Annotated in this window: 18 protein-coding genes; 6 read left to right on the top strand and 12 right to left on the bottom strand. The window is 39.4% G+C overall.

Features of this window, described 5'->3' with window-relative positions; translation table 11 throughout:
- On the top strand, window positions 1-738 hold the full coding sequence (locus tag WMZ97_RS07025; protein ID WP_343271381.1) for a carboxymuconolactone decarboxylase family protein: 738 nt from the start codon (window positions 1-3) through the stop codon (window positions 736-738).
- Window positions 739-780: 42 nt separating this feature from the next.
- Complete coding sequence (locus tag WMZ97_RS07020; RefSeq protein WP_343271380.1) at window positions 781-1,488, top strand: carboxymuconolactone decarboxylase family protein; 708 nt, start codon at window positions 781-783, stop codon at window positions 1,486-1,488.
- Between the two features lie 475 nt (window positions 1,489-1,963).
- Here WMZ97_RS07020 and WMZ97_RS07015 read toward each other — a convergent pair whose 3' ends face one another.
- The 5 genes from WMZ97_RS07015 to WMZ97_RS06995 form a co-directional block, all read right to left on the bottom strand.
- A complete protein-coding gene (locus WMZ97_RS07015; protein ID WP_343271379.1) occupies window positions 1,964-2,293 on the bottom strand; it encodes a hypothetical protein in 330 nt (109 codons plus the stop codon).
- Between the two features lie 99 nt (window positions 2,294-2,392).
- Window positions 2,393-3,214 carry a metallophosphoesterase gene (locus WMZ97_RS07010; protein ID WP_343271378.1) on the bottom strand — a complete coding sequence of 274 codons (822 nt, stop codon included), beginning with the start codon at window positions 3,212-3,214 and terminating at the stop codon, window positions 2,393-2,395.
- A 385-nt stretch (window positions 3,215-3,599) separates the two neighbouring features.
- Window positions 3,600-5,348 (bottom strand): acyl-CoA dehydrogenase family protein, encoded by a 1,749-nt coding sequence (locus WMZ97_RS07005; protein WP_343271377.1) that lies wholly within the window; start codon window positions 5,346-5,348, stop codon window positions 3,600-3,602.
- A 4-nt stretch (window positions 5,349-5,352) separates the two neighbouring features.
- Window positions 5,353-6,840 (bottom strand): class I adenylate-forming enzyme family protein, encoded by a 1,488-nt coding sequence (locus WMZ97_RS07000; RefSeq protein ID WP_343271376.1) that lies wholly within the window; start codon window positions 6,838-6,840, stop codon window positions 5,353-5,355.
- Window positions 6,841-6,860: 20 nt separating this feature from the next.
- Entirely contained in the window at window positions 6,861-7,235 is a 375-nt protein-coding gene (locus WMZ97_RS06995) for a MerR family DNA-binding protein (RefSeq protein ID WP_343271375.1), read from the bottom strand.
- A 491-nt stretch (window positions 7,236-7,726) separates the two neighbouring features.
- Between WMZ97_RS06995 and WMZ97_RS06990 the strand changes: the two genes are divergently transcribed.
- The 3 genes from WMZ97_RS06990 to WMZ97_RS06980 all read left to right on the top strand — a co-directional run bounded on the left by WMZ97_RS06990 (window position 7,727) and on the right by WMZ97_RS06980 (window position 12,132).
- Complete coding sequence (locus tag WMZ97_RS06990; RefSeq protein WP_343271374.1) at window positions 7,727-9,751, top strand: DEAD/DEAH box helicase; 2,025 nt, start codon at window positions 7,727-7,729, stop codon at window positions 9,749-9,751.
- A gap of 19 nt (window positions 9,752-9,770) precedes the next feature.
- Window positions 9,771-10,721 carry a hypothetical protein gene (locus WMZ97_RS06985; RefSeq protein WP_343271373.1) on the top strand — a complete coding sequence of 317 codons (951 nt, stop codon included), beginning with the start codon at window positions 9,771-9,773 and terminating at the stop codon, window positions 10,719-10,721.
- Window positions 10,722-11,175: 454 nt separating this feature from the next.
- Entirely contained in the window at window positions 11,176-12,132 is a 957-nt protein-coding gene (locus tag WMZ97_RS06980; protein WP_343271372.1) for a carbon-nitrogen hydrolase family protein, read from the top strand.
- Between the two features lie 128 nt (window positions 12,133-12,260).
- On the opposite strand, the gene WMZ97_RS06975 is transcribed toward WMZ97_RS06980, so the two are convergent.
- The 4 genes from WMZ97_RS06975 to WMZ97_RS06960 all read right to left on the bottom strand — a co-directional run bounded on the left by WMZ97_RS06975 (window position 12,261) and on the right by WMZ97_RS06960 (window position 17,272).
- Window positions 12,261-12,539 carry a hypothetical protein gene (locus WMZ97_RS06975; RefSeq protein ID WP_343271371.1) on the bottom strand — a complete coding sequence of 93 codons (279 nt, stop codon included), beginning with the start codon at window positions 12,537-12,539 and terminating at the stop codon, window positions 12,261-12,263.
- Window positions 12,540-12,900: 361 nt separating this feature from the next.
- Window positions 12,901-13,152 carry a hypothetical protein gene (locus tag WMZ97_RS06970; protein ID WP_343271370.1) on the bottom strand — a complete coding sequence of 84 codons (252 nt, stop codon included), beginning with the start codon at window positions 13,150-13,152 and terminating at the stop codon, window positions 12,901-12,903.
- 103 nt (window positions 13,153-13,255) lie between these two features.
- Complete coding sequence (locus WMZ97_RS06965) at window positions 13,256-13,621, bottom strand: DUF3990 domain-containing protein (RefSeq protein WP_343271510.1); 366 nt, start codon at window positions 13,619-13,621, stop codon at window positions 13,256-13,258.
- 585 nt (window positions 13,622-14,206) lie between these two features.
- On the bottom strand, window positions 14,207-17,272 hold the full coding sequence (locus tag WMZ97_RS06960; RefSeq protein WP_343271369.1) for a type I restriction endonuclease subunit R: 3,066 nt from the start codon (window positions 17,270-17,272) through the stop codon (window positions 14,207-14,209).
- Between the two features lie 44 nt (window positions 17,273-17,316).
- Here WMZ97_RS06960 and WMZ97_RS06955 point away from each other — a divergent pair, with 44 nt between their 5' ends.
- Window positions 17,317-18,531, top strand: coding sequence for a restriction endonuclease subunit S (locus WMZ97_RS06955; protein ID WP_343271509.1), 1,215 nt, complete (start codon window positions 17,317-17,319; stop codon window positions 18,529-18,531).
- 32 nt (window positions 18,532-18,563) lie between these two features.
- On the opposite strand, the gene WMZ97_RS06950 is transcribed toward WMZ97_RS06955, so the two are convergent.
- The 3 genes from WMZ97_RS06950 to WMZ97_RS06940 form a co-directional block, all read right to left on the bottom strand.
- On the bottom strand, window positions 18,564-19,493 hold the full coding sequence (locus tag WMZ97_RS06950; protein ID WP_343271368.1) for a site-specific integrase: 930 nt from the start codon (window positions 19,491-19,493) through the stop codon (window positions 18,564-18,566).
- Between the two features lie 80 nt (window positions 19,494-19,573).
- Window positions 19,574-20,716, bottom strand: a complete 1,143-nt coding sequence (locus WMZ97_RS06945; RefSeq protein ID WP_343271367.1) for a restriction endonuclease subunit S — start codon at window positions 20,714-20,716, stop codon at window positions 19,574-19,576.
- On the bottom strand, window positions 20,713-22,302 hold the full coding sequence (locus WMZ97_RS06940) for a type I restriction-modification system subunit M (protein WP_343271366.1): 1,590 nt from the start codon (window positions 22,300-22,302) through the stop codon (window positions 20,713-20,715). Before WMZ97_RS06940 ends, WMZ97_RS06945 begins: the two co-directional genes overlap by 4 nt.
- Between the last annotated feature and the right edge of the window lie 265 nt (window positions 22,303-22,567).

Below are 22,567 nucleotides of genomic sequence, written 5' to 3'. Positions count from 1 at the left end.
ATGATCAATCATCACACCTATGATCAAGAAGCGGATGGAGAACTGCTAAGTTGGGTGCGCCAGATGAAGGAATATGCGCCAGACGCGCTTGAGGCATACACCCGACTAGAGCAGGTGATTTTGAAAGATGGCGCGCTATCGAGGAAGGAAAAGGAATGTATTCTTGTTGGAGTCAATGCGGCCAGACGCTATGAGGCTGGTATGTTTCACCATACCAAAGCGGCACTCGAAGCCGGAACGACGTTGGAAGAATTGGCGGAAATTCTTTCTGTTTGTATTCTCTCACGTGGTTTGCCGGCATGGCTGGAAGGGATCAAGGCATTGGCTTTTGCTGGGAAATCTCAGAAGGTCGCCGAGGGAAAAACTGTTGAAGCGACGTCTGCAATGAGAGATGATGCCTTTTTTGACCTTGATGAATGCCTGAATTATTATCAACATACGTTTGGCTCAAAACCGCAATGGGTGATGGATCTTGCAAATTATCAACCAGCAACCCTTTTACATTATACAAATTTAAGGAATGGCAATTTAAATGATGGGAACGTTCCGCGAAAATTGAAGGAACTGACTTTAGTGGCAATCAATACTTCTGAGCGTTATCCAGAGGGAGTAAGGATTCATACGGAGGGTGCAAAATCTTGTGGCGCAACAATGGCTGAATTAGCGGAATGTCATTTGATAGCCATGTTGACTGCAGGTATGCCAGCATGGGCAGAAGGGGCGAAATTATTAAAGTAATGGTATGCATAAACGGTAATCGATGACAGGAGTGAAAAGCGAATGAGTAATGGATTGGCCTACTTTAAAGAGGTATATGATGAAGTACCGCGATGGGTCCAGAAAATGCATGATTACAGTCCGAATGTGTTGGACCATTATACAAATATACGGAGCGAAGTCATGCAAGACAGTGCTTTAACGCGTAAGGAAAAGGATACACTTATCGCCAGTATGAATGCAGCGCGCCTCTATTCCCGCAGTATGCTATATCATACAAAAGGAGCCATTGATCATGGCTTAACTGTTCCAGAATTGGTGGAGTACTTTATGGTAGCTTACCTTTATAAGGGAATTCCAGCACTTCACATGTCTTTAGATGCAATATCCTATGCATTGGAATTAAAGGGTGTATCTGTTGCAAAAGGAGATACAGAACTTAAAACACTTAAGGCAGTGCTAGAAACGATAATAGGTTTGCTGCGTGATGAAGATACAAGCTTCTTAGAAAAACTACTGGATATGGCGAAAATGGGCGATTCCAAAAAAATAGAAAAACAAATACTTATGGATGGCCAGGTTTCTTCCAAGCAAAAATATATAAACATGGTTGGTAACTACATTACGGAATTAAGAGGAAAAGATGCAGTCCATTGGATAGATAAAGCAAGACTTATCGGTGTAACGGAAGCAGAATTAGCAGATACTGGTTATATTTGTATTCTTACGGCTGGAATTCCTGCATGGTTTGAAATTAGTGATTCGTTGTAGAATAAGATAAAATTAAGCTAATACTTCGAGGCTTTAAATAATTGGAATACAGTCTATCGGGGATTGTTATACTCTGAAATGTGCATGAAGTGGCTAACATTAAGTGGGGGTGAAAGGGCAGGCCAAAACCGTCACGTCCTGTAACAACACGCCTGCATAGCACGTCCTGCGTCGCCCCCCACTGAATGAGATCACTAAAAAAGTACCTTTCATAATTGTTTGGGAGAAAACGGACTGAGACGTGCGAGAACAGACTCAAAACGTGCGGTAGCAGGCCTGAAACGTCCGAGGTGCAGAGGTTTTCAAAACGAATCTATTTCACTTTTCAGCAGCCTCTACTGAATGAAGTTTCACTTTATTTACTAAGCAGGGGTGGAAAGCCGGCTGGGGAGGCCGGCTTTCTGTGGTTGTTAACGCAAAAGTAATCAATAATCGAATATTTTTTCAAGTAATGCCCCCCCTGAGCTCGCCATCTCTATCTATTTCTCACTGCTTCCATATTTCGTTTCATTTTCAATCTCTCTGCCCGATAATACATCATTACTTCTCTTGCTTTTTCTATATCCTTTTTAGCTACCTTTATATAGACAGAACTTCTTTTGTAGCCAAATCGGGAGAAATTTTCCCAGTTATATGGAATCACGTACGAAACTGGGATGTTGTTGTTTCGCAGCAACCAATAAAAATTGTTCGCCTCACTTAAATCCGATTCATTCCCACTGTAGGCTGTCACATATTTATCACTTTCTTTAAACAAAAAAATTATTGCTGCAGAAATTGCCGCTATTACGATTATTTCAGCCATTGCAAATCCCTCACCATCATTCTTCTTAGTATGGGAGTATAGGCAAAGCATTGAAATATAAACGCGAAAAAAGAAAAATAGAGCGGATTTTTCTATTAATCATTTTCCAACAATCGTAATCAAACTCAACTGACTCTGATTCAAAAACCTCATTGGAAGTCTTGTCGTGCCAAGTCCGCTGTCAATATATAAATATTGATTCGGTCCAATCGGATATGTCCCCTTTGTTCGTTTTGGAAAAAAACCCTGCCCAGGCGCCACGAATGCACCAATAAAAGGAAACCGTACCTGTCCGCCATGTGTATGCCCGCTCAAAATAAGGTCGGCCGGTATGGTATGACAGGTTTCTGTGATGTCAGGGGAATGAGACAGTAAAATGGTGTAGTGCTCGTCGGTAATATGATGAAAGGCTTGATGGAGATCTTCGTGTGCTGTTGAGAGATCAGCGATACCAGCTATGTTAAGGGCCGTTGCATTTTTTGTGAATTGCATGTTCGAATTGTCCAGGATCGTCACGTTACGCTCGTGCAACCCATGGAAGAATTCACCTGTACGGCTATTTGCCCACTCATGGTTACCGGATACAAACAAGACGTTTGGATTGTGGGCGGTTATTTGACTGATGAACGAAAAAATTGGTTTCAAGTTTTTCGTTTTTTTATCGATGAGATCACCAGTCAGCACAATAATGTCAGCGCCAGATGTTTCCACAGTATGAATTAATCGTTCGTTATCCGCACCAAAAACGTGGTTATGTAAGTCACTGATTTGTAAAATGGTAAAGCTGGACCCCGCTGGAAGTTTGTTGCTGCTAAATGTAACGTGTTTTTGTTTGAAATAATGCGTTTCGCGGTAGATATTCGCGCAACAAGCAGCTGCTACTGCTGTAAACGTGGTGATGGCAAAGCCTAACCTCTTCATGACAGTCCCCCCCTTGGGAATAGATGTTAATTATGATTAAGTGTAGCACGTTAAGGAACAAAGGAACAGCTAAGAATGTTAATTATTAGAAGTAGGAGTGAGCCAGAATCGGGAGAGAGCATCAAAGTCGGGAGAGGGCGTGTCAAGAACGGGAGAGAGCACATCAAAGTCGGGAGAGAGCGCGTCAAATCGAGCCAGAGCCCTCCAAAGTACAAATTTGCTCCGTAATCGATAGCACTTTTCAGTAGTCCAGACAGGCAAAACATCCGGTAGTGGGAATAAAAGCGAAACAAACCCGCAAAACCGGAATATCACCTTTTGCAGGTTTGCTAATCTACGCTGACCCATCTCATCTCACGTAATCATCAAGCTGTTCAGGAGATTTCTATTCTATTTCTGCTTTTTCAAAACAAACAAGAGAATCAAACACCGTATCTGAAATTGCAAAATTGGATAAAATGTCTTTTTCCACTGATGTATCCAATGTCATCTGAATCCAATGCTTTACGACAAGTACACGTCGGCCGTCATCGTTCGTTTCGAGATCGTACTGGGCCTCATCTAACAGGTGAACACCTGAAAAAACATCATACATCATGTCAGATAACTTTTTTGCTAAAGCGGTTTGCGTATATTCATCCTGACTTAAGGTATGGTTAATTAGATCTTCTAGCTTGATTACCTTTTCCTGGAAGAACGTTTTTAACGATGTCAGTTTTTCATGGTGTACACGGTTTAATGTATTCCGGAGATCTTGAATAAATCGCTCACCACTAGCTTTTTGCATTGTCTTTAGTATTTCGAGTGCTTGTATATTTGCTGTTCCTTCCCATACTGGGTTAACAATGGCATCCCGAAGCAGACGAGGGGTGACGTATTCTTCAATGTAACCATTGCCTCCATGGAGTTCCAAAGCTTCTTTAGCCGCTTGAACGCCTAATTCACTGCCGCGGTATTTGTTTAATGAGAGTAATATCCGCAATAGATCATAGTCTTCTTTATTCTCATTGTTATACGTGTGTACGTTATCGAAGCACGTCATTACCTGTGCAAGAGTAGCCCAGGCTGCTTCGATTGCTGTGATCATATTAACGAGTGTTTCTCGAACCATTGGAAACTTATTTATTGATTTTCCAAAAGCTTCCCGATGTGTTGTATAAATTGCGGCCTCAAGGAACGCTCTCTTTGCAACAGCAATTCCTGCTAGACCTGTGCCTAGCCGGGATACATTTAACGCTTCGGCCATATACTTAAATCCTTTGTTTTCTTCACCAATTAAATAGCCAACGGTATCATTGAAAATCACTTCTCCACTGGCTACAGCACGAACACCCAATTTATCCTTTAGACGGCGAATGGTTATATTATTTTTACCGCCATTTTCTAATTTGCGTGGTACCAAAAATAGGCCAAGCCCTTTTGTTGATGGTTTATCGTTTACACGCGCTAACGCAATTAATACTTCGGCATCACAATTGCTGACAAACCACTTCTCTCCGGATAACAAGTAATGATCACTATTCTTAACAGCCGTAGTTTTTGTAGCACCGACATCTGATCCACCCTGAATTTCGGTAAGCGATGTTGCTCCTTCTGCATGTGTTTCAGGGTCCCATGATGCCAGGCGGGATAGATATGCTTCCTTTTGCTGTTCTGAACCGAACTTTTCGAGTACGAAAGCGGCTGATTGGGATAACCCAACAGGGCAGGTAAAGCCGGATTCCGCTTGACACATCATATAAAGCAAGATTTCATTTACCACGAATGGGATTTTTTCCGGGGCATTCGCATCATAACGATAGGCGACTACTCCCGTGCCATAGCCATCTTTAACGGTTTGTCTATATCCCTCGTTGTACCAGATTTCATTAATTTCTTCCCCTTTTTTATTATAGCGAATTAACCGCGGTTGTCCCTCCCGATCGGTATGAACAGCCCGTTTATCCATTGGCCCTGATGCAAGGGCACCTGTTTTTTGAAAGGACGCTTCCACATATTCGCGTACTTTCTCTGATAAGTAACGTCTGGCATATCGGGTTAAAATGGGATCGTCACTATACCAATTCGCATCATTCCCATTCTCCCATTTGCTGTAATTAATGGCGAACTTTTCCCTGACTGCTGCTTTATTCATCGCGTTACATCTCCTTTACTTGTTGTTTTAAAATTTTACCGCTTGCACTATGTGGCAGTTCGTCAACAAAGCGATAAATCCGGGGTTGTTTATAATCGGCTAAATAGGTTGCTAGATACTCGTGTAATTCTGTTTCCGTCAGAAGCTGATCATCCTTCAATACAATAACCGCTTTAACGGTTTCCCCCCATTTTTCATCAGGGACACCGACCACACATGCCTGGTAAATAGCTGGATGATTGGTCAGCACTTCTTCAATTTCACGTGGGTAAACATTGACTCCTCCGGGTATGATGACATCCTTTTTCCGATCGATGATATACATGTAATCGTCTTCATCTTTGTATGCAATATCACCGGTATAAAGCCAGCCGTCTTTGATGGCGTTCGCGGTAGCCTCTGGATTGTTGTAATAACCCGCCATCACAGAATCGCCTTTTAATAAAATCTCCCCATACTCGTTTGGGGCTGTCTCCTTCCCATCTTCTGCGACTATCTTCAGTTCCATATTGATAACGGGTTTGTTACCAATACTACCACTTTTGGTTATGTGTTCATGCGGTCTAAGTAATGACCCGTTAGGACCTGCTTCTGTCAATCCATAGACTTGATAGAAGTTTTTATTAGCAAAGCGCTTTGTGACATAGTTAAATGTAGCAAGCGGCATGGCACTTCCACCATACGCAAAAACACGCATACTGGAAAGATCATAGTCGTTCATATTTTCCTGTTTTGCTGTTAATAAATAGGCGACGGGTGCTACAAATGTAAATGTTGTTTTTTCGTCATCGATCCATTGTAAAAAAGCCTGGGGGGTAAAATTATCGACAACAACAGATGCACCGGCATAGATTGGTGCCAATGTAAAATTGTTTAATGGTGCGGAATGGGACAAAGGCATGATCGTTAGTGCTTTATCCTTGGCTGTAAAATTAAACTCAGTTGCAATTGCTTGTGTAAGCGTTAGCACATTTTTGTGTGAAAATACAACACCTTTAGGCACACCGGTAGTTCCCGAGGTGAATAAAATTTCACAAATGTCATTGGTGTCAATTGGCAAATTTAAGTTGGTCTGATCCTGTATACGTGATTGATCTAACAACTGTTTAATGGTAAATACTAGTGCAGATGACCATGTCTCTAGAATTGTGTTGATCGTGGTGTTGAATTCATGTTCAAAGATGATTCCATCCGCATCTACATTCGTCAAAATTGCATGTATTTCCGGCGATGTTAATTTCACATTGACAGGCATAGGTATGGCACCTATTTTAAGTAATGAAAAATAAGCAAAAAAGAAATGCTCGTTGTTTGTTGAGATAATCGCTATTCGGTTACCTTTTTGGACACCAGATTCTTGTAAGCACCTGGCAATTTGGTTTACTTTTGCATTTAATTCAGGATAGCTCATTCGGACCGTCGCGGTGATTAATGCATCCTTATTGGGGTGTTTTTTAGCGTTATTTTCTAACATGCCATGTATTGTTTTCATAAATCAACTTCCTTTCCTTATTATTTGTCTTCTATCAGTCGTTGCCGGTTTACGAGAATTTCAGCTTTTAATGTTTCCAATTCGTCTATCTTTTCTTCTATTTCCTGCAGCTTTTGCTCTGAGTATTCTATTATTCGCTGTTTTTCTTTCTTTCCGGTTGGATTCTGTTCATATAAGTCGATCATTTCTTTAATTTCATCGAGCTTAAAACCTAGTCGCTTCCCACGTAAAATAAGTTTCAGTCTTCGTCGCTCTGCATCTGTAAAATAACGTTGTTGGTTCGGGTGTTTTCTGTTTTCGGCTTTTAATAATCCGACTTCTTCATAGTACCTAATTGTCCGGGATGTAATATCAAACATAGAAGCGATTTCATGAATGGCGTATGTTTTTTTCATATGTTTCTCCTTTCGAGAGGTTTTAAGTTGACGTTAGCGTAAACCTGGTTAAATAAAATGTAGCATTAGTGATTTGATATGTCAATATATTTAGATAATATAACAAATGTAAACTATTCCGCCTAAGACCCCCATTTCAAGATTTTGAGGGGCAGATAAAAAAGATAAATGGGGGTCAGCTGCATGACAAAGGTCGGATTCTGTTCTCAGCCGGCACGATGCAGGTTTCACTTTATCAGTTGCTTTTTAGAACGGATGTCAGGATTGAAAATGAACCAATCGATTTTGCTTTATATCCAGAAGGTGGGACACGGTCTGTCAGGATTGCTAAAAAAGCGAAGCCGCCGATAAAAGCCATGAAAACTCCGTTAAAAAACGTTTTTAAAGTGAATTCTACTTCCAGAAAAGGTGGGATACGGGACTTGTCTCCTCTTCTCACTAAATATGATAGAATAATAGTATGAAATCTCGAAAAAAGGCTGGGGTGCCCAATGAAACGGTATCTATTTAAGGTAGACAGGGAACTGCTTGATTTGCAAGCCATGGAGATGGATGAGGCGTTATATGCCTTCTTTCAGAAAATGGATATAACAGATAAGACCTTTGAGATGGAAAATGATCGGGGGCTGCGCCGGAAGTTCACGATTAACTGGGACGACAAACTGCTACAGGGCAGAGGGATTAAAGGATTCTTTGCTAAATATGATGCAGACTATTTGTGGATTGGTTGCCAGGAGGATGGACAAATCATGGTGGCTGCACAAAATGAAGTAGCAGCCGATCAGAATCAGTTCTTATTTAACCCGGACCATGCGCAGTCCGTATTGCAGGATTTGACTGGCTTTGTCAATCATAAAGATACGTGGTTTCAACTCTATCAATCAGCAGAGAAGTTTCAGATGAATCCGAATGATAATGAATTACTGTGCTTGCCATATACGCGTGAGATGGAGCCGTTTGATTATCAGATTAAAACAGTTCAGTCCGTATTGGGACATTTTAAAGGACGTGTCATGCTGAGTGATGAAGTAGGACTTGGCAAAACGGTGGAAGCTGGCATGGCGATGCTGGAATATATTATGCGTGGATTGGCAAGGCGGATTTTGATATTAGTGCCGCCATCCCTTGTGCAGCAATGGGAAAACGAAATGAAGCGGAAATTTAATCAGGACTTTATTCGTGCGGATGATGCCCAGTTTAAAAAGATGGGTAACGATGCTTGGGGACACTATCAGAAAGTAATTGCTTCGATTGATACGGCGAAACGGAAAAATCATCAGGCTACCATTAATGAACAGTACTATGACCTGGTGATCGTGGACGAGGCCCATCATTTGAAAAATAGACAGACGAAAAAATGGCAGTTTGTCAATGCGATTAATAAAAAATATATTTTTCTTCTAACCGCAACACCAGTGCAAAATCATCTGGAGGAGCTTTATAACTTGATTACACTGCTGAAACCGGGACAGTTAAGCACGTACAGCTATTTCCGGAAAAACTTTGTGCAAGATAAAGAAGGTATTGAGGTGAAAAATGCGGACAGGCTGAAACGTTTGCTTGCGGATGTTATGGTTCGCAACAAACGAAGTAACGTGGATATCACGTTTACGAAACGGTCTGCTTATACAAGAACGGTTACCATTCCGGAGCGGGAAAAGCAGTTGTATGATAACTTGAGCACGTATATTCGAAACAATTATGAGCGCCAGCATAGTGTGTTGAATCGTTTCCGCTTGAAACGGCTTCAGGAGCAAATTGGCAGTACGATAACGGCGCTCATCCCATCGCTGGAAAAGTTGGTGGTCAATGAGAAACTAACAGCGTTTGACCAGAAGGCGATGCAGCGATTTTTGGATGAGGCACGGATGATTGTGGCTGATCAGGATAGTGGCCATGAAAAGGCAAAAGAAGCGGCAGCCATTTTGCAGGAATTTCAGGGGAAAATGATTGTCTTCACCAAATTTGCCTCTACCCAGCGGTATTTGAGTGATTTTTTAACGGAACAAGGGTTTAAGGTTGCGGAATTTCACGGTGGACTAAGGCGGAAAGACAAGGAAGAACAGGTCACTTATTTCCGTGATGAAGCAGATGTGCTGGTTAGTACGGAGATTGGCGGTGAGGGCCGGAACCTGCAATTTTGCAATGGGATGATTAACTATGACTTGCCATGGAACCCGATGGCGATTGAACAACGCATTGGCCGGATTCATCGTATTGGCCAGGAAAAAGATGTGTTCGTCTACAACTTGGTCGCAAAGGATACGATTGAATATTACATTCTGGATCTGCTGGACCGCAAAATTAATATGTTTGAACTTGTCGTAGGGGAAGTGGATGCGATTCTTGGCGACTTGGAAGAAAAAGAAGATTTTTCCGATCTAGTGATGAAGGCTTGGGTTGAATCGGAAAACAAGCAGCAAGTGGAAGAAGAATTGGACGAGATTGGCGACAAAATGCTCGAAAACAAACAAAAACTAATCAAACATCGCGAGTTGGATGATACCTTATTTTAAATGGAGGTGACAAAAAAGTATGCAATTGCAGCAATTTGTAACGGAAACGATCGAAAACCTTGGTGGTGTAGTGATGCCCGTGGAATATGCATTGTGTCATGTGCTGATCCCTGAAGCGTATGCACCGTATTTTCAGAATAAAACAGAGATGGAGCTTTCCTTCGATTTTGAAGTCGCCCAAGAAAACCCGCAGTCCGAATTCGTCACCTTTGGAAGTTATGTGCTGGAACAATTATTGGCCATCGTCCACCAACAGGCAAAAACAGCTGTACGATATGCCGTAGTTGATCGGCTGGAGCTCGGCAATCCTGAGAAAAAGATTGCTGCCTTTTTACAGGATGAGCATGGCAAACTGGAGTTGAAGGCGGAAAGGGCTGTCTATGGGGTCTGGGCAGTATTTCACTATCATGTCGCCATTCTGGCCGATGAACGCATAGAAAGCACGGAACAAATATGGATGAACATGGTAACGAACGATGTTGATATGGTCATGAACCAGGAGCAAAATCGAATCATGTACCAATCGGATGCACCTGTTTCGTATCCAATCCCGGTTGCCCTTGACATGGAGGCAGCGTTTCAGAACGCCACCTTAACGATAAAGAAAAAAAGCGAACAACAAAAAAGAGAGCAAATCAATGATCGGGAAATAGGCAAAGATATCGAGCGTATCAATCATTACTATGCTGCGCTTATAGCAGAAAATGACAAGCGTATCAATCGCAAGGGCCTGAGTGAGGAAAAGCGACAGGAAATTATCAGCAAAACGGAAACCATCAAATTAGAGCGTGATAAGCAGCTACATGAAATTTATAACAAAGCGAACGGAGAAGTGGAAATTAGCCTGGATAATGCGATTCTCTATTTTGTACCATTGTTGGAATATACTGTTGACCGGCATTTCAGAGGGAATAGCGAGCAGCTGATGTTGTATTATAATCCGATTACAAAAGGTTTTTTTAGGGTGTGAAGAAGGTTGTGTGCAACGGTTATAATATGATTGCTTTAATGCTTGACTAGATATTGTAATCATTAGATAATTAGCAAAAGGAAGTGATCAGATGAAACCAGTTTCCCACCAAACAGAAGTGAATTGGGAAGATAGACTAACTATTTTACGTGAATTAGAGACAAACAGGAATCATAGTAAAGAATATCAAGACGAGATAAAGGGTTTTGTCTTAGATTGTTTAAATTCCAAGGATTTCTTGGATATGGAGGTAAGATCAAAAGTCAAAATTAGATAAGGCCCCCGAACGATCGATTACCGCTAGCTCCAATTCTAATTCTCTTCGTGTCTTTTATTCTTATCAAAAGCAATCCACAAACTAAACATACCAACAAAAACAATACGGTAGGAAGGAAATTCCGCAAGTTATCTAGAAAATGTTAATGCATACGTTTTCAGAAAGGGATGATCACACTTGATTGAGATTGACAAATACAAAGTTGCAGTCGTACAAGCAGGGTCAGAGGTGATGGACAAGGAAAAGGGGATACAAAAGACCGTTCGCTTAATTGGAGAAGCCGGTGCAAACAACGCAAAGATCATTGTTTTTCCGGAAGCTTTTATCCCAGCCTATCCCCGCGGCATGTCATTTGGAGCGGTGGTGGGAAGCCGATCCGATGAGGGAAGGAAGGATTTTGCCAGGTATTGGCGCAACTCGATCCAGGTTCCGGGTCCTGAGACAGAACAAATCGGGAAGGCGGTTAAACAAGTTGGCGCATACGTTGTGATTGGCGTGATTGAGAAAGACAGCGATTCCAGTCATGGTACCCTGTATTGCACCGCATTATTTTTCGGACCGGATGGGGAGCTGCTCGGCAAGCATAGAAAGCTGAAACCTACTGGCTCGGAACGATTGATTTGGGGTGAGGGGGATGGCAGTACCATGCCGGTTTTCGATACGCCATACGGTAAAATTGGTTCGCTCATTTGTTGGGAGAACTACATGCCGCTTGCCAGAGCTGCTATGTATGCGAAGGGCGTGCAAATCTATATCGCACCAACTGCAGATCCCCGTGATACCTGGCTTGCTTCGATGAGACACATTGCGGCAGAGGGCAGATGTTTTGTTTTATCATGCAATCAATACACGACAAAGGATATGTTCCCCGAAGACATAGCAGCTCGTGAAGAATTTGCCAAGTTGCCAGATGAATTGTCCAGGGGTGGCAGCTGCGTTGTGGATCCATTAGGTCAGTATATTGCGGAGCCGGTTTTTGGCAAGGAAGAAATCATTTATGTGGATATTGATATGGATAAAATCGCCGGGGCACAATTTGATTTTGATGTGGTAGGGCATTATGCACGACCGGATGTTTTTCAGTTGGTGGTTAATGAGAAAAGACAGGAGAATGCAGTTTGGGATAAGGAATGAAGTGTAGGCTTTTAAGTCTATTGACGATTCGCATTTGATATAAAGTGCGGGTTGGCAATGGAAGGGATTAGACTTAGGGAGCCTGTTCCAAAATGGATTTCACAATGAAAAAAAGCATTAAAAATGGTCTAATCCTCCCCGTCGCCATCCTGATTTTCCTGATTTCCTTCTTCTTCCTCCGTGTCAACATCATCCAAATCAAGCCATGATAGCATTTCACGCACCACGGTATTTATTTTTCCATCCACCATATCATCCCCATACTTTTTCTTGGCAAGCTCAATATTTTTGACCACATCCTCGCCAAAATGAATGATCGGCTCATCTTGTTCCAGATTATTGAACAGCTCGATAAACTCGTCTAAGGCCTTATCAAATCGTTTGGTTTCTAATTCGGTTGCTTTCATTTTTAAATCACCTATTTGGTAGGGTGTCCAAAAAGGGGAGGATAACACGGGGGATGCAGAAAAAGGTTTCCCTTTATAGCCGTTTTTAAAAAGGTGATCAGAATTGATAAGGCGTTCAAGTTCTATAAGCAGGTTTATAGTAAATCGGATGTGAAAATATACTTCAATCCCCACTTCATACTAATTATTGAATTAGATTTAGGAATTAATTTTCAAAAGGTGGTAGTTTTTCAGTGGCCTAGAATGAATGGGGGGGGAGGTAGTCAATTGGTAATGCAATAAAATAATATTTATTACATCGCATTTTTGCGGAAAATCCGGTAATGGTAGTGGAGACAGAGGCTTGACAGGGTTTATGCCCTTAATGATATAAATATTTCTCTAATGCCTCAAAGTCATCATTATCCGTCAAAATACTTAATGCCCAGTTATAAGGTGATTCATGAAATCCCATTCTATCCCTTATTAAAGATTTTTCTACACCTGACTTTTTTATTAACTCCATTGCTTCATATTGACTTTTGCCAAACTCATTAACTAATTCATGGGCAATCCGATTAATTATTAAGTCAATTTCACTACGAAGTTCTGCGTTAACATTTTTATTTAACATTTTATCGCCTCCATTACTTTTATGTTTTCAGTAGCTTTACTCGTTAATACAGCCAGCTGATTTTTATCATTATATGCTTTTATGTCTTTATAATTAAGTGATACTAGCCCTCCATCAGCCATGGGACCATAATCCAGTCAAAATTGCGTTGCACAGGTTGTGATAAATGTCCATTATCTTGACGCATATTCCATACAAGATGTTTCCAGTTATCATTATCATATTCAAATACCTTACAATTTAATTGTTCCCATTTTAATATGTCTTTAATCTCAAACTGGAGTACCACCGGCTGGAACTCTTTTTTCATCGCTAGAAAATCACGAATAGTTATGTTAAATAAGTCTAATGCTGATTTATTTGGAATTGGTTTTGTAGTTCTACGCATTGCCCATTCTTTGGCCTGATTAAAATTGGTTGTTAAATAAAAGCCTGGCCCAAAATCCACGCCACCTTTTTGCGTGGGAATATCTTTACACCATATTTAATGATACTGTCGGAATACAAATTGATTGTTCCATGATATAAAGGAAGATTAGGATTATAATTAATATGCAACATTATGACTCCGATCAGAATTTTTTATTTAGGTAAATTGTAACATGAATATTATGATATTTCATGTGTTTTACTCTTTAAATAAACAGAAGAACAACATGTCTGATTTTGCACTTAATACGATCAAAATAGTTTACTCAAAAGAGTTGATATGACACCAAATATTAGGCCTGTATATGATTTGAAAAACTATAATGATGTGTTAAGGATGCCGCTATAGGAGAGCCAGTTTTTCTAACAAATAATGGTCTGAGCAGATTCGCCCTTCTTGATATGAAAGAATACGAAAAAGGCCGAGCTACAATGAAACTTTTATCCAAACTTATGGAAGCTGAAAAGGCCATTAAAACGGGTGATGAATGGATAACACAAGACCAAGTTAAGAAGGATCTGGGGGGTTGATCTTTTGCGAAAATTACGGATTAATCCCCCAAATAGCAGTAGAGGCTCGGTAGGGGAACGGACGGCAGAAATAGATAAATTCCGCCACTACACATTACTTCTTTCTCAATGGCAATATTTCATTATTTATCAATTCACCCAAATCTTGACGCACAGTTTTCCAATACCGCAATTTGCTTACCGGATCATGATGTGTTTCTTTATATTTATCATAGTCGCTGTTTTCCTTCAGCTCTGATTCACCATTTTGGCGTTTGCGGCCAGGATTGTAATTGGAAACGACATAATCAAGATCATCCTCATTCACGCACCACTTTTGAGCAAAGTCTTCAATCAGTTCATATTTCGTTGTTTGGATCATATTTTCTAACAATACGGATACATTTTGATTTCGGTAATCTTCGGGACTTTCTTTGATGTCATCCCACAATTGACTCATTAAACCAGCCAATTTCGGATTGCTTTTTTCCAAATTATTAATATAATTATTCACTTCTGTTATAGCTTTGTTGTTCATATCAGGAATTAATTCGTATTCGTCATTTCCCGATGGCACAAAGGATTGTATAAGCATCAAGATATACTCATAGTTAATTTCTTCTGTTTTAATGGATTCTAATTCGTATTCAATATCAATTTCCACGGGTTCAACTGGATCATTTCTATTTTCGCTTTTGATTACTTCTAATGTATTTTGGTATTTACCTTGATAGTTTTCGATTTCATCAAATTGAATGGAAAAAACACTTCCTAATTGGTTCTCGTCAAATTCGCTGTATACTTGGACAGCAGAAAAGGTTTTATCGAAAGCCTGATAAACTTTCGCAAATTTTTTCAAGAAAGGAATATGATCTGCATCTATTTCTATTTCTTCTGGTGAAGGTGCTACTTCCCGCAATTCTTGGACGGCTTTTAAGAAAGATTGCTTGGCTTCGTCCCATGCTGGCGCTAAAATATCGTTTTCTCCTCCATTTGAATATAAAACCAACGCTTCCTTAACTTTCTCTTCGAATGTTTTGGGTGTTTGGAACGTTACGATTTGGCCATACTTTTTTGGTTTATCAAATAAACGATTGGTTCGAGAAAATGCTTGAATCAAATCATGGGCCTTCATTGGTGGCCGGTCAATAAATAAAGTAGACAGACTTGGTGCATCAAACCCCGTTAATAATCGATCGACAACAATCACTAGATCTAATTGTTCAGAACGGGAAAGGTACTTCTCTTTCTTTCGGGCCAAGCGATCATTCACGTTGCTGTTATATGCCTTCATCGTTTCCAGTGTAAAGCTTGTTCCGAATGCTGCATTATAATCTCGCAACGATTCTTTCATTTTGTCTTGATTAAACGAAGAGGCCTCTTCATTTTCCGAAATAGAATAGGTAATCGCTACTTTAGGAAAATCTGGTAGAACGCGTTTTGTTTCTTCACTAATTTGAACAGACGTTTCTCCAGCTTCCACCTTTTTAATCAAATCATAATAACGTTGTGCTTGTTCGATGGAGGAAGTTGTCAAAATTGCTTCATATGTTTGTCCTGCTCCTTTTTTGAAACCCAGCTTTTGACGAGATTTATTAACAATCGAGTGAATGACCTGCAACATATGCTTTTCATCTTTGTAAACATCTTTTGGCAAATTGCTCTCTTTTTCGGACACCGACATGGAATCGATATCCATCTTGTTTTCACTCACTAAGTTTACAACGACATGATCCAATTCCTCCTCAGAAAAAGTACTCTTATATTCAAGTTGAAATCCCAATACAGCATGATCATGAATCGCTTCCTTAACGGTATATTCATGCAATCTTTTACCGTACTGCTGTTGCGTTGTCCTTGGCAGATTGCCTATTGCTTGTTTGGCATTTTCCGCAAAAATAGGCGTCCCCGTAAAACCATACCACAATGAACGTACAAAAAATTGTTCGATTTCCTGTTTCTTTTGTGGGGAAATAGCACGATGGCATTCATCAACAACAAAAGCTACCTTTAATTGTGTAAGGGCACGATAACGTTTGGATTCTTCCTTCCCATTAAATCGTTTCATGACATGATTTAGTTTTTGAATGGTGGTAACAATGACAGTACGATCATTCGATAATAGCTTCTTAATCAAATCATTAACATTATCTGTTTCATCAACTTCAATCACATCATTTTCGGCATAAGAAGTAAATGACGACGTGGTCTGCTGATTCAAATCTACACGGTCGACAATAAAGATGGTCTTTTGAATCGATGGAATTTGCAGGAGATTACGTGCTACCTTATAAGAGGTTAGCGTTTTACCAGATCCTGTTGTATGCCAAATATAGCCCGATTCCTGCCGTTTTGAAGCCTCTTTCACTGCTTCAATGGCATGGATCTGGTATGGTCGTAATAGAATCAGGGCTTTTTTCTCGCTATCTATCACAGTATATTGTGTTACCATCTTGTGCGCTTGCGGAATTGATAGAACATCACGTGTAAATTCCAAATAATCGTCCACGGGTTTATTGTTTTTATCCACCCATTTCGTTAAAAATTGTTCGTTTAACTTGGTATCCAAAGCTGTCGCGATATAGCGGGTATCTGTTCCATTAGTAATAACGAACATTTGCAAACAAGAATAAATCCCCGTAAATTTTCCTTCTTTTAGATATTTCACAATTTGCCGGAAAGCATCCATATATGGGCGGGTTCGATTTTTTAATTCAATATGTATCATGGGTAAGCCATTGATTAATAGGGTGACATCGAACCGGCGATTTTGATCTTCTGATGATCGTTTTGAACTTGCAACTTGATTGATTACTTCATAGGATGACATTCCGCCAGCAATATCTGCACGATTTAAGACACGCAGGCGAATCGTGCCAAGCGCTGCATCTTCCCGCTGCACCTGTACTTTTGCGACTCCATTTTCGCCTGACAACCAACGTGCCGCTTCATAGAAATTCACAAAGTTTAGTTGGTTTTGCACCTGGCGAAATTCCTGCTCTGTTAAAGGTATTTCATTCAGAACGGCCTTATTGTTGTTTTCCAATTTTTCTCTGAAATTATTCCATAAATCTGCCTCTGTATGTAGATCCTTGCGATATGTCCACTGTGATTCGCCATTTATTAATTGTTTAATGAGATTGTTTTCTAGTTCTGCTTCTGGTGTGGTTTCGTAGATCATGTTTACACCCCGATTTTTGTGCTTATAGATAATTTTAGTATAACATAGGTTGTTGGAGGATTACTTGGGAACAGCGTAAGTTGGGGGAGGTTGTAAATAGAGTAAAATCATACGCCTTATCTCGTAATGTTGAATCAACCGATTATACAGGTTATAAATATATACATTATGGTGATATCCATACCAAAGTTGCTCATATAATTGATGAATCTAGTAATTTACCAAATATAAAAATTGGAAACTATGAACTTTTGAAAAATGGCGATTTAGTATTAGCTGATGCCTCAGAAGATTATAAAGGGATAGCTTCCCCTGCTGTAATTACCATTAATGTGACATATAAACTAGTTTCTGGACTTCATACAATTGCTTTAAGACCTAGAAAAGCTGATTCTTTATTTCTCTTCTATTTATTCAATTCACCTACTTTTAAAAGGTATGGTTATAAGGTTGGCACTGGAATGAAAGTATTTGGAATTAGCGCTACAAACCTCCTAAAGTATTATGGGGTATTTCCATCAAATATTGAACAAAGGAAAATTGGCAAGTTCCTCAAACAACTAGATGACATTATCGCTCTTCATCAGCGGAAATTAGATCTATTAAAGCTGTTAAAAAAGGGATTTATGCAGGTGATGTTTCCGCAAAAAGAGGAGAATGTACCGAAGTTAAGATTTTTAGATTTTGACTCAGAATGGGAAAAACTTAACGTAATGGACCTTTCAGAGAAATCTTTTGGTGGAGGAACCCCTAAGACGTCGACTAATGCGTATTGGAATGGTGAGATACCCTGGATTCAAAGTTCTGATTTTCGTGAACATCAAGTTTCTGGTGTTATTGCCAATAAAAAAATAACTGATGAAGGATTAAAAAACTCTCCTGCTAAATTAATTCCTAAAAATTCAATAGCCGTAGTAACTAGAGTAGGAGTTGGCAAAGTTGCGTTAATACCATTTGAATACACAACTAGTCAAGACTTTCTATCATTAAGTTATCTGAAAGTGGATAAATGGTTTGGTGTGTATTCATTGTATAACCAGTTACAAAAGGAACTTAATGCTGTACAGGGAACATCAATAAAAGGGATTACTAAGAATGAAGTTTTAGAAAAGAAAATTAATAAACCAAAGGATTTAATAGAACAGAAGAAAATTGGACATTTTCTTAAGCAACTTGACAAGTCTATCGCTCTTTGCCAAATCAAGCTTAGAAGACTACAATCTTTTAAAAAAGCATATTTGCAGAAAATGTTTATCTAAAAAGGCACCCAGCGTGCCTTTTTAGATAGTACTTACATTAAAGTAGACAAGTGTCTCATAATCTTATCATTATCCTGATTCTCCAACTCCTGAATAATGTGCAAATATGTCTCCTGTGTTGTTGTCATACTAGAGTGTCCAAGTCTTCTAGCCACGCTTGCAATAGATACACCTGCAAAGAGTAACAGCGATGCATGGGTATGACGCAAACCATGAATCGTGACCACTGGAATATTTGCTTTTAAGCATAACGCTTTTAATCGATTATTCACTGTAGAGTTAAAGACCCTATCCTTTACAAAGATCGGTTCATTGACGTCCATATTTTTAATTAGTTGGGAAAACTGCATCGCTGTTTGCCAGTCCAACTGAATTCTTCTTTTAGAAGATTCATTTTTGGTTGGCTGGAACTCTCCTTTTGTTACCTTATAATTCCAAGTCTTCTTGACAAAAATCTTTTGCTTCGGGAAATCAAAATCACTTGGTGTGAGTGCTAAAGCTTCTGAAAACCGCAGTCCTGTTTTTGCGACTAAAAGAATGAACCAATCCCAGTTGATCTCATTGTGAAGGTTTAACCCCTTTAACAATGCCTGTACCTCAAACTGGTTAAGAAATTTTGTTTTTTTCTCCTTTGGTGTTCTTCCCTTGATAACGATTTTACGAGTGGGGTTTGTGTCTAGTATCCCTTCATCAACTGCATCAAGAATAGCTCCCTTTAGTTGGTGGTGGAAGTCCATTGTTGTTTGCTTTTCATGTGTAAGTGCATAATCGTTGAGTAATTTTTGATAGTTTTTTCGATTTAACTCACTCATCTTTAAAGTAGGGGCCAACTCTTCAATTCGTTGATGACTGATATAATACTTTTGCAGTGTAACATCTCTAATTGCTCCAACTTTGTACAATTCAATCCATTCCTCAAAATATTCATAGAACAATTGTGTTGATTTTTTCCTTCTTGGCATAATAAAAACCTCCTAATAATAGTTAGTAAATGAATCACCAATTCTATTATCAGAAAGATTGTTATTTTTGGAAAGATGGGCTAAATGAACATTTTTTGCAGAAAATATTTTTTGAGCGTCTGTAATTTATATATTTTTGTTGTGTGAAGTACGATTGTATTGTCGAGTTGTTTAAGGAATTTACCAATCTTCCGTTGTTCAGCAATATTTGGTAGGATTACTTTTTTTTCTTCCATGCCTTTTTTTGTGATATGTACCATTGTTGTACCGTTTTTATCACTAGTAATCTTGGTCTTATCATATTCCAACAATTGAACCGCAAATTGTTTGTCAAGTTCCTCAGATAATTCAACTTTCCAAATATGGTAATGATATATAACTTTATCACCATCCCAAATATGTGGACCAAAAGTTGTCGACCAAGTATAGAGTAGTTCTCCTTTTTGAGCATAATATTTCTCGTCTAGTTCTAGATCAGAATAATACCAAGAATCATTAGTATAAAAATTTCCTACCCTTAATACTTTATATTTTCCCGATGATAACAATTCGTTCTGTTTATAAGCTCTTCCATTTATAAAAGTGGATACTTCCCCCAACTTACGCTGTTTCCATTTTGAATCAAAGTTTGCAAACCTCAACCTCGGTACATCTTCCCCTTTTTGCGGGAACATCACCTGCATAAACCCTTTCTTTAACAGCTTTAATAGATCTAATTTCCGCTGATGAAGAGCGATAGTATCGTCTAGTTGTTTGAACAACCCACTGATTTGAGCTTGTTCTGCAAAAGTCGGAATAAAAGCGGTTAGTTCTATAAGTTTACTAACTGCCAATCCCGGTTGTGCAGATTGACCTGAATATTGACCAAGATTCATCTTGCCTAAAAGATAAAATAAAAACCTTGTTTCATTGTTTTTGTTACCTTTTACGACGACAGCATGCTCCGTAAAATAAGCCTTCCCATTGGAGATATTCATGTTTCCACATAAGGCGCCCTGCCTTCCGATAAGTGCATAAAATCCATTGTGGTTGTAAGTGTTTGTGTATCCACGAAATCCATTACCACCAAACACAGGATATTTACCTTCCTCCCAAATATCCTGCGATTTAATATTCTTTCCACTTTGTAATTTTTCACATAGCTCCCCCAACTTACGCTGTTCCCAATCCTCAACATACCCTTTAAACCGCACCTCAGGGACCCTTTTTTCGTTTTTATTCATCGCCGAAACACCTCTTTCGTTGCTGCAATGATGTCTCTACTCTCATCGGTAACTTCAAGCTCATCAAGCATCGTTAAAATTGATTGCTCCGCTTCCTTGATTTCGTCATTGAGAGAGACTATTTCTTTTCCCAGCGCAACGATATCAATGGGTTCTTCTTCCTCAAATGTATCGACATAACGCGGGATATTTAAGTTATAGTCATTTCCCTTTATCTCATCAAAGCTGGCAAGATGTGCGTATCTCTCTACATCAGTGCGATCAACATATGTATCTAGTATCTTTTCGATGTGTTCACTCTTTAATAAGTTCTGATTTTTGCCTTTTTCAAATTCTTTGGACGCATCAATAAATAGTACATCCTTCGTTGGGCGATTCTTTTTCAACACGATAATGGTTGTTGGAATGGATGTATTAAAGAAAATATTAGCCGGCAATCCAATGACTGTATCAATGGCACCGCTGTCAAGTAAAATTTTGCGAATTTTACCCTCTGCATTTCCCCTGAATAGTACACCATGGGGTAGGACAATCGCCATCACGCCACTGTCTTTCAAGTGATAGTAGCCATGAAGCAAGAATGCAAAATCAGCTTTTGACTTCGGCGCTAGTACACCATACATGGAAAACCGTGGGTCATCTAAAAAGCCTTTATCGGCAGACCACTTTGCCGAATATGGCGGGTTCATTAGGACGGCATCGAAGTTGGTTGGTTCATCCGTTGGCCAGTCCTGATCTAATGTATCGGCATTATGTAGATGTTGATTGGCTATATCTACCCCATGCAATATCATGTTCATACGGGCCAAGTTGAAAGTCGAAGTATTCAGTTCTTGACCAAAGTATGATATTGTTCCGATTTCATTTGAATACTTCTTGACGTTTAAAAGTAATGAGCCGGAACCCATTGTTGCATCATATGCTGTAAAGCCTTTTTGATTCTCTTTACCATGCAGTACAACACGTGTCATTAATTCCGATACAGGCTGAGGTGTATAGAATTCTCCGGCCTTTTTACCAGAAGTAGAGGCAAATTGGCCGATGAGATACTCGTAGGCGTCACCCAATACATCGCCCTCATGCGCAATATCCAGATTAGCCAATTCCTTCATGACATCAGAAATACTTTGGTTTTGTTTTTGTGGCGTGGCTCCCAACTTTTTTGAATACAGGTCCACATCTTCAAAAAGGTTTTCAAAGATTTCACTGGATTGCTCAATATCGCGGAATCCTTGTGCTAAGTCTTCTAATTGAAAAATACCTTTATGTATGTTTGCCACCAAGGTTGTAAATGTTAGTTTTGGCTCAATAATATAGGCAACATCATCTTTTACAGCTTCAATTAAATCATCGTGCAACTCATCATTATTGTAAGCTGCTTCATAGGTTTCTTGTGCTTCATTGACATCATCCGTTTGCAACTCCAATAAGTCAGATGCCTTAAATAACATTTTATCTGATAGATATTTATAAAAAACCAAACCCAATAAGTAACTTTTGTACTCATTGGCATCCATCTTTGACCTTAGTATATCCGCAGAATTCCATAAGGATTGGTACAGTGTTCTTGAAATATTCTCTGGCATTTCATTCTCTCCCTAATCGTTTTACTAACTCAATATTATAACACACCAAGCGTACGATGTGTTACAGCGTAAATTATAATTCTAAAGTCACGAAAAAGTATCAAAAGACCTGAGATACAGAGACAAGCCTGTATATTATCCATTTACCGGAAATTAACAAGGATAAAAGCACCAAATTTTCACATATCAATTCAATACTTCCTCCAAATCCGCTATACTATAAAATAATATTACAATTGTCCGGATGCGGGACTTAATGATTACA

Origin of the sequence: Lentibacillus songyuanensis (assembly GCF_039548255.1) — a bacterium.
GTDB classification, from domain to species: domain Bacteria; phylum Bacillota; class Bacilli; order Bacillales; family Amphibacillaceae; genus Lentibacillus_C; species Lentibacillus_C songyuanensis.
Note: the sequence above shows the minus strand (reverse complement) of the source record. Positions and strands in the feature narration are given on the sequence as shown.

What these genes read in the sequence shown, in the direction of transcription:
- WMZ97_RS07025 (WP_343271381.1), top strand. Translation starts at nt 1, where the DNA reads ATGATCAATCATCACACCTATGATCAAGAAGCGGATGGAGAACTGCTA.
- WMZ97_RS07020 (WP_343271380.1), top strand. Translation starts at nt 781, where the DNA reads ATGAGTAATGGATTGGCCTACTTTAAAGAGGTATATGATGAAGTACCG.
- WMZ97_RS07015 (WP_343271379.1), bottom strand. Translation starts at nt 2,293, where the DNA reads ATGGCTGAAATAATCGTAATAGCGGCAATTTCTGCAGCAATAATTTTT.
- WMZ97_RS07010 (WP_343271378.1), bottom strand. Translation starts at nt 3,214, where the DNA reads ATGAAGAGGTTAGGCTTTGCCATCACCACGTTTACAGCAGTAGCAGCT.
- WMZ97_RS07005 (WP_343271377.1), bottom strand. Translation starts at nt 5,348, where the DNA reads ATGAATAAAGCAGCAGTCAGGGAAAAGTTCGCCATTAATTACAGCAAA.
- WMZ97_RS07000 (WP_343271376.1), bottom strand. Translation starts at nt 6,840, where the DNA reads ATGAAAACAATACATGGCATGTTAGAAAATAACGCTAAAAAACACCCC.
- WMZ97_RS06995 (WP_343271375.1), bottom strand. Translation starts at nt 7,235, where the DNA reads ATGAAAAAAACATACGCCATTCATGAAATCGCTTCTATGTTTGATATT.
- WMZ97_RS06990 (WP_343271374.1), top strand. Translation starts at nt 7,727, where the DNA reads ATGAAACGGTATCTATTTAAGGTAGACAGGGAACTGCTTGATTTGCAA.
- WMZ97_RS06985 (WP_343271373.1), top strand. Translation starts at nt 9,771, where the DNA reads ATGCAATTGCAGCAATTTGTAACGGAAACGATCGAAAACCTTGGTGGT.
- WMZ97_RS06975 (WP_343271371.1), bottom strand. Translation starts at nt 12,539, where the DNA reads ATGAAAGCAACCGAATTAGAAACCAAACGATTTGATAAGGCCTTAGAC.
- WMZ97_RS06970 (WP_343271370.1), bottom strand. Translation starts at nt 13,152, where the DNA reads ATGTTAAATAAAAATGTTAACGCAGAACTTCGTAGTGAAATTGACTTA.
- WMZ97_RS06960 (WP_343271369.1), bottom strand. Translation starts at nt 17,272, where the DNA reads ATGATCTACGAAACCACACCAGAAGCAGAACTAGAAAACAATCTCATT.
- WMZ97_RS06950 (WP_343271368.1), bottom strand. Translation starts at nt 19,493, where the DNA reads ATGCCAAGAAGGAAAAAATCAACACAATTGTTCTATGAATATTTTGAG.
- WMZ97_RS06945 (WP_343271367.1), bottom strand. Translation starts at nt 20,716, where the DNA reads ATGAATAAAAACGAAAAAAGGGTCCCTGAGGTGCGGTTTAAAGGGTAT.
- WMZ97_RS06940 (WP_343271366.1), bottom strand. Translation starts at nt 22,302, where the DNA reads ATGCCAGAGAATATTTCAAGAACACTGTACCAATCCTTATGGAATTCT.